The 16,736-nt window shown below is 76.1% G+C and carries 6 protein-coding genes; all 6 read left to right on the top strand.

Translation table 11 applies throughout. The features are described 5' to 3' along the window. Nucleotides 1-417: 417 nt before the first annotated feature. Genes ACFYW3_RS03255 through ACFYW3_RS03230 form a run of 6 tightly spaced genes read left to right on the top strand, consistent with a single transcriptional unit; the run spans nucleotide 418 to nucleotide 16,725 of the window. Nucleotides 418-7,827, top strand: coding sequence for an SDR family NAD(P)-dependent oxidoreductase (locus ACFYW3_RS03255; RefSeq protein WP_389385369.1), 7,410 nt, complete (start codon nucleotides 418-420; stop codon nucleotides 7,825-7,827). Next, nucleotides 7,820-12,442 (top strand): beta-ketoacyl synthase N-terminal-like domain-containing protein, encoded by a 4,623-nt coding sequence (locus tag ACFYW3_RS03250; RefSeq protein ID WP_389385368.1) that lies wholly within the window; start codon nucleotides 7,820-7,822, stop codon nucleotides 12,440-12,442. The genes ACFYW3_RS03255 and ACFYW3_RS03250 overlap by 8 nt, the downstream gene beginning before the upstream one ends. Further along, nucleotides 12,432-12,764, top strand: a complete 333-nt coding sequence (locus ACFYW3_RS03245; protein ID WP_351754854.1) for an acyl carrier protein — start codon at nucleotides 12,432-12,434, stop codon at nucleotides 12,762-12,764. Before ACFYW3_RS03250 ends, ACFYW3_RS03245 begins: the two co-directional genes overlap by 11 nt. 6 nt (nucleotides 12,765-12,770) lie before the next feature. Then, a complete protein-coding gene (locus tag ACFYW3_RS03240) occupies nucleotides 12,771-13,595 on the top strand; it encodes an alpha/beta fold hydrolase (RefSeq protein WP_389385367.1) in 825 nt (274 codons plus the stop codon). Then, the gene (locus tag ACFYW3_RS03235) at nucleotides 13,592-14,758 is read left to right on the top strand and encodes a glycosyltransferase (RefSeq protein WP_389385366.1); all 1,167 of its coding nucleotides are present in this window, start codon (nucleotides 13,592-13,594) and stop codon (nucleotides 14,756-14,758) included. Before ACFYW3_RS03240 ends, ACFYW3_RS03235 begins: the two co-directional genes overlap by 4 nt. After that, a complete protein-coding gene (locus ACFYW3_RS03230; protein WP_389385365.1) occupies nucleotides 14,755-16,725 on the top strand; it encodes a methyltransferase domain-containing protein in 1,971 nt (656 codons plus the stop codon). Before ACFYW3_RS03235 ends, ACFYW3_RS03230 begins: the two co-directional genes overlap by 4 nt. Nucleotides 16,726-16,736: the final 11 nt, after the last annotated feature.

The raw sequence follows: 16,736 nt of genomic DNA, 5'->3' as shown, positions 1-16,736 counted from the left end.
GAGGAGCGAGAGAACCCACTCCGCATACCGGTTGACAGTGCACGGTCATCACCGCACGATGCATCGCGGCGCCGGGGATTTTGACCACCGCTCAAGCCCGTCCGAACCGTCGACGGGTCACCCGGCCGCGGCACGCACCGCGCCGGCGCAGTCGCCGACCGGCGTGTTCCCCCGTCCTGCCCGCACGGCCCGCACCCCCACAGCACGGCCCGTACGGCCCCACGCGTCGCCCCGCACGACATCGCCCCGCGGGGTCTCGCGCGCCCCACCGCGAGGCACCGGTGCGCCGCGCACCGCGCCGCGTGACACGACACCGCACGGCACGGCACCACGCCCCCGCACCACCGCCCGCGCGAGCACCGCACCGGAACACACCGCACCGGAACGCACCGGAACGCACCGGAAGAAGGAGCGCCCGTGACCCCCCACCCCGCGCAGCCCCCCGCCATCCGTGACCTGGTCGTCGCGGCCTGCCCGTTCGAGGAGCCGCACCCCCGGATCGTCACCGCCGCCGAGCGCGCCGGGGCCCTCGGGCTGCTCGACCTCGGCCGGGACCCCGGACCCGCGCGGGCCGCCTTCGCGGAGCTCGGGCGGCGGCTCGAAGGCCGGCCGTACGGGGTGCGGGTACCGGTGGGCTGTCCGCTGGGCCCCGGGGAACTTCCGGCCCAGGTGGACACGGTGTTGCTGGCCGATGTCGCGGAGCACGTCCCGGGGCGGGTGGCCGCCTGGGCGGCGGCCCCCGGTTCCCCCCGGGTCTGGGCCGAGATCACCGACCCCGGGGAGGCGCGGGCGGCGGTGGCGGCCGGGGTCGGGGCGATCGTGGCCAAGGGACACGAGGCCGGCGGTCGGGTTGGCGCGACCACCACCTTCGTCCTCCTCCAGCGGCTGCTGGCCGGGCCCGGACCGGGGGTACCCGTCATCGCGTGCGGGGGCATCGGCCCGCACACCGCGGCGGCCGCCGTCGCGGGCGGAGCCGCCGGCGTGCTGGTCGACGTACAACTGGCCCTGACCTCCGAGGGGGTGGCCGGCCTGCCCGGGGAGGTCGTGGCCGCGCTGCGGGCGATGGACGGTTCCGAGACCCGGCTCGTGGACGGACACCGGGTGTTCGCCCGGCCCGACCTGCCGCCGCCCGACGGACCGGCGGCGCGGCTGCTCGGGGCCCGGGACCTGCGGACCCAGTTGCTGCCCGTCGGCCAGGACGGGGGCGTGGCGGACCGGCTGGCCCGAAGGCACCGCACCACGGGCGGGGTGCTCCGGGCCGTCCGGTCCGCCGTCGCCGGGCACATCGGGGCCGCCGCCCGGGCGAGACCGCTGCTCGGCTCCCGGGTGGTGGCGCAGGGCCCGATGACCCGGGTCAGCGACCAGGCGGCGTTCGCCGAGGCGGTGGCCGCAGCGGACGGAGTGCCCTACCTGGCGCTCGCCCTGACCCGGGGACCGCAGGCGCACCGGCTGCTGGCCGAGACCGCGGAGCGGCTCGGGGACCGGCCGTGGGGCGTGGGCCTGCTCGGCTTCGCCCCGCCCGAGCTGCGCCGCGAGCAGCTCGCGGCCGTGGCGCGGGTGCGTCCCCCGTACGCGATCATCGCCGGCGGCACCCCGGCGCAGGCGGCCCCGCTGGAGGCGGCGGGAACGGTGACGCATCTGCACGTCCCCTCGCCCGGCCTGTTGGAGCGGTATCTCGCCGAGGGGGCACGGAGGTTCGTCTTCGAGGGGTCGGAGTGCGGCGGGCACGTCGGGCCGCGCGCCTCGTTCCCGCTGTGGGAGGAGCAGATCGAACGGCTGCTGTCCTGCGCCGAACCGGCCGAACTGGACGTCCTGTTCGCGGGCGGCATCCACGACGAGCGGTCCGCCGCGATGACGGTCACGGCCGCCGCGCCGTTGGCAGCGCTGGGGGCCCGGGTCGGCGTACTGATGGGCACCGCCTACCTGTTCACACAGGAAGCGGTCGCGGCGGGCGCGATCCTGCCGGGCTTCCAGCGGACGGCGGTGGAGTGCGAGGAGACCGTCCTGTTGCACACCGCGCCGGGCCATGCCACCCGTTGCGCGCAGACCCCGTACGCGGTGACGTTCGAGGAGACCAGACGGCGGCTCGCCGAGGACGGGACCGAACCGCGCGAGATGTGGGAGGAGTTGGAGCGACTGAACCTGGGCCGGCTCCGGATCGCCGGCAAGGGGGTGCGTCGGGGTGCGACCGGGATGGAACCGGTGGGTGAGCGGGAGCAGTTGACCGACGGCCTGTTCATGCTCGGCCAGGCCGCCACCCTGCGCTCCGAGACCACGACGGTGGCCGCGCTGCACGCCCAGGTCACCCGGGGGGCGACGGAGTTCCTGGCCCGGCGGGCCGCCGAGACGGCCGGGGTGGCCGAGACCGAGGCCGTTCCCGTCGCCGAACCGCTCGACGTCGCCATCGTCGGAATGGCCTGCGCCTACCCGGGGGCGCCGGGTCTCGACACGTACTGGTCACAGATCCTGGCCGGCCGGGACGCCGTCACCGAGGTCCCGGTCGAGCGGTGGGACCCGGGGCTCTACTACGATCCCGACCCGGCCCGGGCCGGTGAGCGCACCCCTTCCCGTTGGGGCGGCTTCCTGGCTCCGGTGCCGTTCGACGCCCTCGCCCACGGCATTCCGCCGACCTCGCTGGCCGGGATCGAGCCGGTGCAGCTCCTGGCCCTGGAGATCTCCGCGCGGGCGCTCGGCGACGCCGGGTACGGCCGGGGCAGGGAGTTCGACCGCTCGCGGACCTCGGTGGTCTTCGGCGCCGAGGCGGGCACCGAGTTGGCGGGCGCGTACGGGATGCGCGCGCTGTATCCGGCCTATCTGGGCGAGTTGCCGACGGCGTTGGACGAGCAGTTGCCCCGGCTGACGGAGGATTCCTTTCCCGGCATCCTCGCGAACGTGATCGCGGGCCGGGTCGCGAACCGTCTCGACCTGGGCGGCGCCAACTGCACCGTGGACGCCGCCTGCGCCTCCTCGTTGGCCGCCCTCGACCTGGCCTGCCGTCAACTGCGCGACGGCGACAGCGACATGGTGGTGTGTGGCGGCGCCGACGTGCACAACGGCATCAACGACTACCTGATGTTCGCCTCGGTACGGGCCCTGTCGCCCGGGGGCCGCTGCCGGCCGTTCGACGCCGCCGCGGACGGGATCGCGCTCGGCGAGGGGGTGGGCGCCCTGGTGCTGAAGCGGCTGGCCGACGCGGAGCGCGACGGCGACCGGGTGTACGCGGTGATCAAGGCGGTCGGAGCGTCGAGCGACGGCCGGTCGCTGGGGTTGACCGCGCCCCGGCCGGAGGGGCAACGACGGGCCCTGGACAGGGCGTACGCCCGGGCGGGCGTCACTCCGGCCGACGTGGGACTGATCGAGGCGCACGGCACCGGGACCGTGGTCGGCGACAGCACGGAACTGGCCGTGCTGAGCGAGCTGTTCACCGCCTCGGGTGCCGAGCCGGGGTCCTGCGCCCTGGGGTCGGTCAAATCGCAGATCGGCCACACCAAGTGCGCGGCCGGGCTGGCCGGCCTGATCAAGGCGGCGTGGGCCGTGCACACGGGCATCCGGCCCCCGACCGCGCATCTGAGCACGCCGAACGCGGCCTGGCGGGCCGAGGACGGCCCGTTCGTCTTCGACACCGAGGCCCGGCCGTGGGCGGTGCCGGTGGAGCGGCGGATCGCGGGCGTCAGCGCGTTCGGTTTCGGGGGCACCAACTACCACGCCGTGCTGGCAGGTTACGGCGGCGCGGAGGAGCCGGGGCACGGGCTGGAGGAGTGGCCGGCGGAGTTGTTCTGTTTCCGGGGCGAGGACCGACGGGCGGCGGGGCGGGCGATGGCGCGGCTCGCCGCCCGGCTGGAGGAGAACGACGCGGCCGGCCGGCCCTGGGCCCTGCGGGACCTCGCGGCGGAGGCCTCCGCGTCCGGCACCGGGCCGGTGCGGGTGGCCGTGGTCGCCGCCGACGCGGACGAACTCGCGGTCAGGTTGGAGCAGGCCCGCGGCTTCACCCCGGGCGCGGGGGTCCACGTACGGGAGGAGGCGGCCGATCCGGGCGAGGTGGCTTTCCTCTTCCCCGGGCAGGGCAGCCAACGCGTGGGAATGCTCGGGGACTTGTTCATGGCGTTCCCCGCCTTGCGCGGGCTCCTGGACGAGGCGCCGGGCGGGGTGGCGGGCGCGATGTTCCCGCCGGCCGCGTTCACCGCGCCGGCGCGATCCGCCCAGCGGGCGGCCGTCACCGACACCCGGGTGGCCCAGCCCGCCCTCGGGCTGGCCGGCGCCGCGGCGCACCTGCTGCTCGGCCGGTTCGGCGTGCGGCCGGACTGTGTCGCCGGGCACTCGTACGGGGAACTGACCGCGCTGTGGGCGGCGGGCGCGTACGACACGGCGAGTCTGTCGCGGCTGAGCACGCGCCGGGCCGAGGCGATCCTGGCGGCGGCCGGCGCGGATCCCGGCGCCATGGCTGCGGTGTCGGCGGCGCCGGACGAGGTCCGGGACGTCGCGGCGCGGGCCGGGTGCGTGGTGGCGAACCACAACGCGCCACGGCAGTGCGTGATCTCGGGTCGGACGGAGGCCGTGGCCGAGGCGGTGGCCGCGCTCCGGTCGGCCGGACTCGCGGCCGAACTCCTGCAGGTGGCTTGCGCGTTCCACAGCGAGGTGGTGGCCGGGGCCGAGTCGGCGCTCGCCGCCGAGTTGGCGGCGACGGCGGTGTCCGCGCCGACCGTCCCCGTGTGGTCGAACGCCACGGCGGCCCCCTACCCGGCCGACTCCGACGGCGTACGCGGCCTCTTGGCGGGTCAGGTGGCGCGGCCGGTCCGGTTCGTCGACGAGGTGGAGGCCATGTACGCGGCCGGCGTCCGGACGTTCGTGGAGGCCGGGCCGGGCCGGGTGCTGTCCGGTCTGACGGCCCGGATCCTGGGCGATCGTCCGCACACGGTGGTGCCGTTGGACGTGCCCGGCGAGCACGGTCTGGTCCGGCTGGTCACCGCCCTGGCCGAGCTGGCCGCGGCCGGGGTCCCGATCGATCCCGAAGCCCTGTTCCGGGGACGGACCGCCCCGCTGCCGGACCGGGCCCCGCGGCGCCCGGGCTGGCTGGTGGACGGCCACCTGGTCCGCACCTCGACCGGCACCCCGATCCCGGGCGGCCTCCGCCCCGCCCACCGCATCCCCCGACCGGAGGCACCGATGAGCCCGCAGAGCGCCGCCGAACAGAACGGCTCCCCCCTTCCTCCCCTGTCCGCCCGGTCCCCCCGCTCCGTTGAGACCCCGGCCCCCGCGCCGAGGCTCGGGAGCGCGGCCGGGAACGGCCACGCGCCGACCGCCGCCCCCGGTCCCCGCGACGAGGCCGTGCTGGAGTACCTCCGCGGCTCGCGCCTGCTGATCGAGGCCCAGCGCGAGGTCCTGCTGGGCTACCTGGGTCGAACCGACCCCGGCGCGAGCACGCCGGCCGAACCACGGCCGGACTCCCCCACCCGGGCCGAACCGGACGCGGCGTGGGGCGACGGCTCGGCGTGGACCGACGGCTCGGCGTGGGTCGTGGCGGGGCCCGACGGCTCGGCGTGGGTCGGGGCGGGGCCCGACGGCTCGGCGTGGGTCGGGGCGGGGCCCGACGGCCACCCGCCGGCGGCGGGGAGCCCGGACCGCTTGCCCGATCCGTGGCGGTCGGCGCCGGTCAACGGCCGGGAGCCGGCGCACACGGCCACGGCGCCCGGAGCGACGATGCCCGGCGGCGCGGTGGCGATCGAGGCGGCGGCGCACCCCGATCCGTGGCGGGCGGCCGGCCCCGACCCCTTCGGGGGTCCGGTGGACGGGCCGGTGGACGGGCCGGGCGCCCCGGCGACCGCCGCGTCCGCGCCGCCGACCGCGGGCGAGGTGATGGACGTCGTCCTGGAGATCGTGCACACCCGGACCGGCTATCCCCTGGACATGCTCGACCCCGGACTGGACCTGGAGGCCGACCTCTCCATCGACTCCATCAAGCGGGTCGAGATCATCGGCGCCCTCGCCGACCGGATCGGCCTCCCCCGGGAGGCGGGCGGATCCGCCGAGTCGGCCGTCGAGGAACTCTCCCGCCTCAAGACCCTGCGCGGCGTCGTCGACTGGGTCGTGTCCCACACCACGTCGTCCGCCGGCGGGTCCGACACCGCGACCGCCGGCGCGCCGGACGACGACACCGGCACCCCGGCCGGCGCCTCGACGTCGACCGGCGGCCTGTCCGGCGGGCCCGCGCCCCGGCCCGCCGGACCGCGACCGCGCCGGATGCGCGTGGACCTCGTACCCGTTTCACCGCCCGGTGGGGATCCGGCCGGACTGCGCGGGCTGCGGATCGGGATAGTCGAGGACGGGCAGGGCGTGGCGCTCGCGTTGAGCGGGGCGTTGGAGTCCCACGGGGTCGAGGTGCGGTTGCTGTCCGCGCCCGAGGTCGGCCATGACGGGCTCGTCGACCTGTCCGCGCTCCGGGCGGGCCGGGGCGCCGGGCAGGAACCCGTCCTGCCCGCCGCCTTCGCCGGGTTCCAGCGGGCCCTCGTCGGCGGTGTGGGCCGGCTGATCCTCGCCGCCACGCCCGACTCGGGCCTGCACGGCTTCGCCCGCAGCGCCGCCCTGGAGTTCCCCGGCGCCCTGATCCGGGCGGTCGGAGTACACCCCAAGGAGGACCCGGCCCGCGTCGCCGCCCAGCTCGTCGCCGAGTTGAGCGACAGCGCCGCGACCCGGGACGCCGACTCCACCGGCGAGAGCGGCGGGAACGGCAGGAGCGGCGACGGCCATGACGGTCACGACCCGGGCGCCGACCCCGCCGCCTCGCCTCTCCACTCCGTCGTCTACACCGCCGACGGAGCCCGCGTCACGGCGCGTCCGGTGCGGGCGGACCTCACCTCCACCGGATCGGCGCCGCCCCTCGGCAGCGACGCCGTCGTCCTGCTCACAGGCGGCGCCCGAGGGATCACCGCCCGGACCGCGCTCGCCCTCGCCCGCGCCACCGGCTGCCACGTCGAGCTCGTCGGGCGCACCCCCGAGCCGGCGGCCGCCGAGGACGAGCGGTACGGGCAGGCCTCGGACCGGGTGGCGCTGCGCGCCGCGCTGGTGGCGGCGGGGCTGCGCACTCCCGCCGAGATCGAAGCCGCCGCCTCCCGGATCCTCGCCGAGCGCGAGGTGCGGGCCACGCTGGCGGCCCTCGCGGGCGTCGCCGGCTCCGTGCGCTACCACCGTGCCGACGTCACCGACGAGCGGGCCGTACGGGCCGTCGTGGCGGACGTCCGGGCCCGGCACGGCCGGCTCGACGGCATCGTGCACGGCGCCGGCACCCTCCGCGACGGGCTGCTGCGGGACAAGCGACCGGAGGCCTTCGCCGAGGTGTTCACCACCAAGGTGCTGGGTGCCCGGCATCTCGCCGCGGCCGCCGCCGACCACGGCGACACGCCGGCCCCCGTCTTCCTGGCCCTGTTCGCCAGCGTGTCCGGGGTGTACGGCAACCGCGGCCAATGCGACTACGCCGCCGCCAACGACGCCCTCGACGGTCTCGCCCACACCTGGGCCGCCGGCTTCCCCGGCCGGGTGCTGTCCGTCGACTGGGGTCCCTGGGCGGCCGAGGCGGGCGGCATGGTCACTCCCGAGTTGGAGCGTGCGTACGGCCGCCGCGGCATCGCGGTGATCAGCCCCGAGGCGGGTACCGCCGCCTTCCTCGCCGAACTCGCGCACGGCCACGACGTACAGGTCGTCCTGACGGCGGCGCGGGACGAAGGGCAGGGCCGGGCCCGGGGCAGAGCCGGAACGGCACACGAGGACGGAAACCGAACCGGAACCGGGACTGGGACTGAGACCGGGACCGGGACCGGAGAGCGCCGTGACTGACGGCCCGCGGCGCGGGCCGCGACCGACCGACGCGGCCATCGTCGGTATGGGCGCGGTCTTCCCGGGAGCCCCGGACCTGCCCGCCTACCGCCGCAATCTGCTCGCCGGAACGGATTCCATCGGCGAGGTCCCGCCCGGCCGCTGGGATCCCGAGGTCTACTACGACCCCGCCGGGGCCACCGGGCCGGCGCGCGGGGACCGCTTCTACTGCCGGCGGGGCGGCTTCATCGACGGGCCGGCCGCCTTCGATCCGACACGTTTCGGGATCATGCCGTCGGCGGTCGAGGGGGCCGAGCCGGACCAGCTCCTGGCCCTGCACGTCACGGCCGGGGCGGTCGCCGACGCGGGCGGTGAGGACCGGCTGCCGGCCGACCGGTCGCGGATCGGGGTGGTGTTGGGGCGCGGCGGGTTCATGGGTGTGGCCACCGCCCGATTGGACCAACGGGTGCGCACGGCACACCAGTTGGCACAGACCTTGCGCGAGGTGGCGCCGGAGCTGGGGGAGCGGCGCATCGTCGAGGTGCGCTCCGCCTTCCAGGAAGCCCTGGGCCCGGATCGACCCGACGCGTCGATCGGGCTCGTGCCGAGCTTCACCGCCGCCCGGACGGCGAACCGGCTGGACTTCCGGGGCCCGGCCTACACCCTGGACGCGGCCTGCGCCTCCTCGCTCCTCGCGGTGGACCAGGCGGTCGGGCTGTTGGCGGGCGGGCGCTGTGACGTGGTGGTCGCCGGTGCCGTGCACCACTGCCACATCGCCACGCTGTGGAGCGTGTTCACCCAGTTGCGGGCGTTGAGTCCGACCGAGCGGATCCGCCCCTTCGACCGGCGGGCCGACGGAACGCTGCTCTCGGAGGGCACCGGGGTGGTGTTGCTGAAGCGGCTCGCGGACGCGGAACGGGACGGGGACCGGATCTACGCGGTGATCCGGGGCACGGGGGTCGCCGGGGACGGGCGGGCGGCGAGCCTGATGAGCCCGCTCGTCAAGGGGCAGGTGCAGGCACTCGAACGGGCCTGGCGGGAAGCCGGCCTGGATCCCCGCTCCCCCGGCGCGCTGGGGCTGTTGGAGGCGCACGGTACGGGGACCCCGATCGGGGACGCGGCCGAACTGGACACCTTGGGACGGGTGTTCGGGACACCCGACGACGGCGCGGGGTCGGCGCGGATCGGCTTCGGGTCGGTCAAGTCGATGCTGGGGCACACCATGCAGGCGTCGGGCATCGCCGGGTTGATCAAGGCGGCGTTGGCAGTGCACGAGGGGGTCCTGCCGCCCACCCTGCACCTGGAGGAACCACACCCGGACCTGGCCCGTACGCGCATGAGGCCGGTGACGGTGGCCGAGCCGTGGGAGCGCGGCCCCGAGCCCCGGCGGGCCGGCGTCAACGCGTTCGGGTTCGGTGGGATCAACGCGCACGTGGTACTGGAGGAGGCCCCGGGTGCCTCCGCACGCGCCGGCGGCGGCGCGCCGAGATCCACCCCGCCGGTACGCCGCTTCCTGCCGATGGGCTCGCCGGCCCCGACCGCGACGGTGGCAGGGGCAGGGGCGCGGGACGACGTGCTCCTGCTCGCCGGGGAGAGCACGGCCGACGTGGCCGATCTCCTCGCCGCCGCAGCGCCCTCGGACCCGTCGGGGGCGTCGTTCGGGGACGGCCCCTGTCGGCTCGCCGTGGTCGGGCCCACACCGCAGCGGCTCGCGCTGGCCGCGAAGGTGCTGGCGCGCGGGCGGACGTGGCACGGCCGGGGGGACGTGTGGTTCACACCCGAACCCCTGGGCGGCCGACTCGCGTTCCTCTACCCGGGCCTGGAACCGGAGTTCGCGCCGGTCGCCGACGAGGTCGCGGACCTGCTCGGCCTGGACCGCCCCCGACTCGGACGGGGCGGGGAACTGGTGGAACGGGCGTTGGACGCCGTCGAAGCGGGCCGGTTCTTCGGCCGCGCCCTCGGTGAACTGGGCATCGAGGCGGATGTGTCGGCCGGTCACAGCCTGGGCGAGTGGGCCGCGATGGTGGCGGCCGGAATGTATCCGCGGGAGGCCGTCGACACCTTCCTCGCGTCGCTGCGGCCCGGCTCGCTGAAGGTACCGGACCTCGTGTACGCGGCGCTGGGTTGTGGGGCGCGGCGGGCCGAGGCGGCGCTGCACGGGGAGGACGGGGTGGTGGTCAGCCACGACAACTGCCCGCACCAGTCGGTGGTGTGCGGGGATCCCGCCGGGGTCGCCCGGGTCGTGGCGCGGCTGCGGGCCGAGGGGGTGATGGGCCGGGAGCTCCCTTTCCGCTCTGGGTTCCACACGCCCATGTGGGAGCCGTACCTGGGGCAGGTCCGGGCGGCGTTCGACCGGCTCCCGCTGCGGCCGGCCGCGGCGGGGCGGGTCTGGTCGGCGACGACGGTGTCCCCGTTCCCGGCGTCGGCCGAGGAGGTGAGGGAGCTGGTGGTGCGACACCTGCTGGAACCGGTTCGGTTCCGGGAGTTGACGCTGCGGATGTACGAGGAGGCGGGGGTGCGGCACTTCGTGACGCTGGGACCGGGGAGCCTGCCGGGGTTCGTCGAGGACACCCTGCGGGACCGGCCGCACCTGTCGGTGGCCGCGTCCTCGCCCCGCCTTTCGGGCGTGGCCGCGCTGCGACGGGCGTGCGCGGCGCTGTGGACGCAGGGGCAGGCGCCGAAGTGGGACCGGCTGTCGCAGGACACCCCGCCCGACCCGATCGGGACGCCGGCCCCGAACACGACGCTCACGACCCCCTCCCCGACCGTGCCTGCGCGCCCGGTCGAACAGGTGGGGCCGGTCGAGCCGGCGGGCCGGCCGATGGTGTCCCGCGCGGTGCCGCTGGACCTGGGCTCCCCGCTGGTACGCCTCTCCCCCGCCGCCGTGGCCCGGCTGCGCTCCTCGGGCCCGGCCGGGGCGGATCTCCCGGCGGGGAGCACGGCCGGGGCGAGGATCCCGGTCGCGGCGGGGATCACCCCCGGAGCCACGGCCGGGACCACGACCGTCACCGGCCGCCCGGCGGTGGCCCCGTACCGCGGCGGCGCGGACGGCGCTGGTGGTGGCGACGATGGTGGCGACGGTGGGCGGCGGGCCTCGGGAAGAGCCGTCCTGCGGCTCGGTCTCGACACGCTGCCCTACGTACGGGACCACCGGGTCTACCTCCAGCCGGCCGGCTGGCCGGAGGAGTCCGACTGGTTTCCCGTCGTACCCATGACCACCATGCTGGAACTGGCCTCCCAGGCCGCTCTGGCCCACACCGCCCACACCGACCGAGGTCGGGACGGCGTCGAGGTCGTCGGGTACGAGGACGTCCGCGCCCTGCGCTGGCTCCCCGTCGAGCCCGCCCACGACATCGAGGTCCGCACCCGTACGGACGGCCCCGGGCGCGTCCACGTCGCTCTGGGCGAGTACGCCACCGTCGTCGTGCTGCTCGGTCGGGCCTTCGACCCGGCGCCGGCGCCGGACCCCACGCCGCTGCGCGACCCGGGCCCCGCCCCCGTCAGCGCGGACGCGCTCTACCGTGACCGGTGGATGTTCCACGGCCCCCGCTTCGCCGGTGTGCACGAGGTCCGTACCGTGGCCGCCGACGGCATCCGGGGCGTGTTGCGCGCCCTACCGGACCCGGGGGCGCTGCTCGACGCCGCCGGGCAGTTGTTCGGCCACTGGATGCAGCTCCGACTGCCGGTGGACCGGCTCGTGTTCCCCGCCACCGTGGACCGGGTCCGTTTCCACGGGCCGCCTCCCCCGCCGCACGCCCTGGTGGCGGCCACCGCCCGGATCCGGGAGGTCCGCGGGACCACCGTGCGGGGCGATCTCGAACTGTGCCGTCCCGACGGCCGGGTCTGGGCGCGGATCGACGGCTGGACGTACCGGCGTTTCGGTGCCGACGAGCGGGTGTGGCCGATGAAGTTCACTCCGGAGGTCTGCGGGATCGGTGAGCCGCAGCCCGCCGGGTGGTGCCTGGCCCGCCGCCGGTGGACGGATCCCGCGTCGCAGGAGCTGGTGATGCGTCGCTACCTCGGGGCGGCCGAGCGGGCCGTGTACGAGCGGCGCTCGCCGCGGGAGCGGCCCGGCTGGCTGCTCGGCCGGATCGCGGCCAAGGACGCGCTGCGGGGCCTGCTGTGGGACGGCGGCGCCGGTGCGGTGTTCCCGGTGGAGGTGCCGGTCGGCAACGCCGCGTCGGGGCGTCCGGTGCCGGAAGGGCCCCTGGTCGGGGGAGTTCACCTCTCGATCGCCCACAAGGACAGGGTGGCGGTCGCGCTGGCGCACCGGACCCGGCCCGTCGGGGTGGACGTGGAGACGGCGACCACCGATCCCGACGCGCTGACGCGGATCGCCCTGGGCCCGGGCGAACGAGCCCTGGCCGAAGGGCTGGTGGCCCTCGACGGGTCCACGCTGTCGGCCGCGCTCACCACGCTCTGGTGTGCCAAGGAGGCCGCCGCGAAGGCGGAGGGCACCGGTCTCGCCGGCCGCCCCCGCGACTGGCGGGTGTCGGGCGATCCCGGATCCGGCGTCCTGCGCGTGGTGTCCCCCGCGGGCGTCGCCCACACGGTCCGCCACGACACGATCCCCGCGAGTCACCCCACCCCCCTCGACCACCTCGTCGCCTGGACGGAGCCCCGCCATGACCACTGACATCCTCGCCGAGATCACCGACATGCTCGTGGAGATCGTCGGCGACGAGTTCCTCGTCGCCCAGGAGGTCACGATGCGCACCACCTTCAACGAAGACCTCGCCCTGGAGAGCATCGAGTTCGTCGCGCTCGCCGAGTCCTTGCACCAGCGCTACGGCGCCGAGGTCGACCTGATGGGCTTCCTCGCGGAGAAGGACATGGACGGCATCCTCGCGATGTCGGTGGGCGAGATCGTCGAGCACATCGCCCGGGTCACGCACGGTTCCCTGGCGTCGACGGCCGGCTCTCCCGCCGCCGCCACCACCGCCCCCTCGGCCGGCTGAGCCGCCGTGTCCTTCGTCCGCGCGAACGGCCTGCGCTTCCATGTCCAGCGGCTCCCGGCCGACGCCGGGGCCGACGCGGGCCGCCGGCCCGTGGTGGTCTTCCTGCACGGCCTCGTCGTCGACAACCTGTCCTCCTTCTACTGTCCGCTGGCCGTCCCGGTGGCCCGGTCCGGGTTCGAGACCGTGCTGTACGACCTGCGCGGGCACGGCCGCTCGGAGCGGCCGGCCGGCGGGTACGACAGCGACACGGCCGTACGCGATCTCGTGGCCCTGCTCGACGCCCTGGGCCTCGGGAACCGGCCGGTCCACCTCGTCGGCAACAGTTACGGCGCGACCCTCGCCGTGCACGCCGCGCTGGCCCTCCCCGACCTGGTCGTCGGGCTGACCCTGCTCGAACCGCCGCTCGCCGGAGCCTGGGTGGAGAACATGGTGGACACCCTGTCGGCCGCCGCGTTGAGCCTGGAGGACAGCCCGGTGCCGGCCGAGCTGCTCACCCTTCGGTTGCGGAAGGCCGCGAACCTCACCTCGATCGCGGACGACCTGCTCAACCGGACCAGCCTGATCGACGACATCGCCGCCAGTCGCGTGTTCACCCCGGCCGACTACGCCCGGTTGCGCTGCCCGACCTCGACGCTGTGCGGGGAGCACTCCGAACTGCTGCCGGGTGGCCGGACATTGGCCGACCACGCCCCGCGGGCGACGCTGACGGTGCTGCCTGGCCTGGGGCACGACGTACTCAAGGAGAGCAGTGGAGTCCTGCGGGAGACCGTGCTCGCCCACCTCCGGACGACGGCCGCGTCACGGGCGCGGACGGGAGCTCTGATCCGATGAGGGTGCTCTTCACGGTTCCGCCGCTCGCGGGACACGTCAATCCCACCGCGGCCGTAGGGGCGGAACTCGCTTCGCGGGGGCACGAGGTCGCCTGGACGGGGCCACCCGCGGAACTCGCCCGGCTGCTCCCCCCGCACGCACGGATCCTCCCCGCCGGGGAGGACATCGCGGGCGGCTACGCCGGGCTGCACGAGCGGTGGCGCGATCTGCGCGGGGTGGCCGCGCTGCGCTTCCTGTGGCAGGAGGCACTGATACCGCTGGCCCGCGCGATGGAACCGGGGGTGCGCGCCGCGGCCGCGGAGTTCGCGCCGGACGTGCTCGTCTGCGACCAACAGACCCTGGCCGGGCCGCTGGTGGCCCATCGGCTCGGGATCCCCTGGGTGACGTCGGCCAGCACCTCCGCCGAACTCACCCGACCCTTCGCCGGTTTCCCCAAGGTCGGCGCATGGGTGTCGGAGCGGATCGGCGCGCTGCTGAGCGAGTACGGCGCGGACGCCGGCGGCTGGGATCCACGGTTCTCGGAGCGGCTGGTGTGGGTGTTCTCCACACCCGAGTTGGTGGGTACCGGCGCCGACGTTCCGCCGCACCACGCCTATGTGGGTCCGGCTTTCGGGGCCCGGCCGGCGGCGCCCGATTTCCCCTGGCGGCGACTGGACCCGGCGCGCCGGCGGGTCCTGGTGTCGTTGGGCACGCTCAACCAGGAAGCCGGCATCCGGTTCTACCGCTCGATGCTCGGAGCCGCCGAACACCTCGCCGAAGGCGTCCAGTTGGTGGTGTCCGCGCCCGCGTCGGCGATCGGGTTCCCGACGCCGGCGAACGTACTGGTCCAGGACGGCGTTCCACAACTGGAGCTGTTGCCGCACCTGGACGCGGTGGTCAGCCACGGCGGTCACAACACCGTCTGCGAGGCACTCGCGCACGGGCTGCCGCTGGTGGTCGCGCCCATCCGGGACGACCAGCCGATCGTGGCCCGTCAGGTCGTCGAGGCGGGTGCCGGCGTCCGGGTGCGCTTCGGTCGTACGGGGCCCGAGGAACTGCGCGACGCGCTCACGGCCGTGCTGGACGACCCCGGCCCCCGCCGGGCCGCCCGCCGCATCCAGGCCTCCTTCGCCGCGGCCGGCGGGGCCGCCGCCGCGGCCGACCGGTTGGAGAAGTTGTCATGACGCCACCCCCTTCGCGCCGGGTCCGGTGGACCTCCGTCGCGGTCCTGGTCGCTCTCGGCGCGGGCACGGTCCGTTCCCACCGCAGGCTGCGTGCCGTCCCGGTGCTGCCCACGATCCCGTCGACCGCGTCGACCGGGGTGCCGCGCGCCGCCGGATGGCGGCTGCTGACGGCGCGCGGGGTCGAGTCCGATCCGGCGACCTTCCTCGCGGCCTGTGCGCACGCCGACCGGGAGGGCCTGCGGGTGCTCGACCTGTTGCCCGGCGATCTGGCCGTCGAGCGGGCCCTCGGGCTGCTGCGGCTGGTCGATCCGACCCGGTACGGCGCCGACCGGCTGGGCGAGGGCCGTGGCGCCGGGTTCGCCGTGCTGGTCGCGGAGGAGGTGCTGACCCGGGCCGGGGTGGAGCCGGGTGACACGCCCCCGGAGCCGGCGGAACTCCTGGCGCTGGTGCGCCGCTTGAAGGAGTACGCGCCCGCCGCGACGGGCCTGGCCGTCGCACCGGCGCTCCGCGCGGGACGCCGGCCGGAGCCGACCGGCGCGGTACGGGCCGCCGAGCTGCGGGCGCAGGGCCTGCCGGCGGGGACGGTCGTCGCGGCGCAGCTCGCCGGGCTGGCCGTGCTCGCGGCCGTCGCCGCCCGGCAGGGCCGGTGGGGCGCCGCTGCGGCCGGGCTGTACTGGCTCCAGCCGTACCTGGTCCTCGCCGGCCCGGGCGCGCCCCTGCGTCCCGCCGACCTCGCCGCTGCCGGCGCGGTCCGGCCGGCGCGGGCGCTCGGCGCGGCTCTGCGGACGGCCGCCGACCTGGCCCGGACGCCCCCGGTGGCGGCCGACGCGGACCGGGCGGTCGCCTACCGGGCCGAACTGGCCGCCGGTACCGACCGGTTCCTCGAAGCACGCCGGCCGGACTGCCCGTGGTGCGGTTCCGGTCGGCTCACCGTGCGGCTGCGGGTGCCGGACCTGCTCCAGGGCAAACCGGGTCGCTTCGTCCTGGAGGAGTGCGGGGAGTGCGGGCACGTCTTCCAAAACCCTCGGCTGACCCTGGAGGGGCTGGAGTTCTACTACCGGGACTTCTACGACGGTCGCGGGGGCGAGAGCGCGGGTTCCGTGTTCGGGCGGCTCGGCGACTCGTACCGCAAGCGCGCCGGGATGCTCGAACCGTACGGCGAGCCGACGTCCTGGTTGGACGTGGGCACCGGGCACGGACACTTCTGCAACGCGGCGCGGGCCGTGTGGCCGCACACCCGCTTCGACGGGCTGGACATGGGCGACGGGGTCCGGGACGCGGAACGGCGCGGCTGGGTGGATTCCGGGTTCCAGGGCCAGTTCCCCGAGTTCGCCGCGAAGTTGGCCGGCCAGTACGAGGTGGTGAGCATGTACCACTACCTGGAGCACACCCGGGATCCGCTCGCGGAGCTGGACACCGCGGCCGCCGTACTGGCGCCCGGCGGGTTCCTCGCGATCGAGCTCCCCGATCCGCGGTCGCGGATGGCCCGTCTCCTGGGACCGGCCTGGCTGCCGTGGTTCCAGCCCCAGCACCAGCACCTGATCCCGGCGGCGAACCTGCGGGAGGCACTGACCGGCCGCGGGTTCACGGTGCTGGCCGAGGAACACGGTCCGGCCCACCAGGGCAACGACTTCGTCGGCGCGGTGGCCCTGACCACGACCCGGCTGGCGCCCGACCCGGACCGACCGTGGGCGCCCCCGGCGGGGCCCTGGCGGCGGGCCCTGGCCCGCGCGGTTCGCGCGGCCGCGCTGCCGTGCCTCGCGGGCGCGGTGGTGCTCGACGCGGTCCGCACGGTCGCGGCCCGCCGCATGGACGGCGGCAACGCGTACCGGATGCTGGCCCGCAAGGACGGCGGCGACCCGTACCAGGTGCCGGGCCACGCGGACGGCGACCATGCCTTCCCGATGCCGGCCCGCGCGGCCGGCGACCACGCGTACCCGAAGCCGGCCCGCCGGGACGAGCGGTGACGGCGGGCCGG

Source organism: Streptomyces sp. NPDC002602 (assembly GCF_042889445.1).
GTDB lineage: Bacteria > Actinomycetota > Actinomycetes > Streptomycetales > Streptomycetaceae > Streptomyces.
Note: the sequence above shows the minus strand (reverse complement) of the source record. Positions and strands in the feature narration are given on the sequence as shown.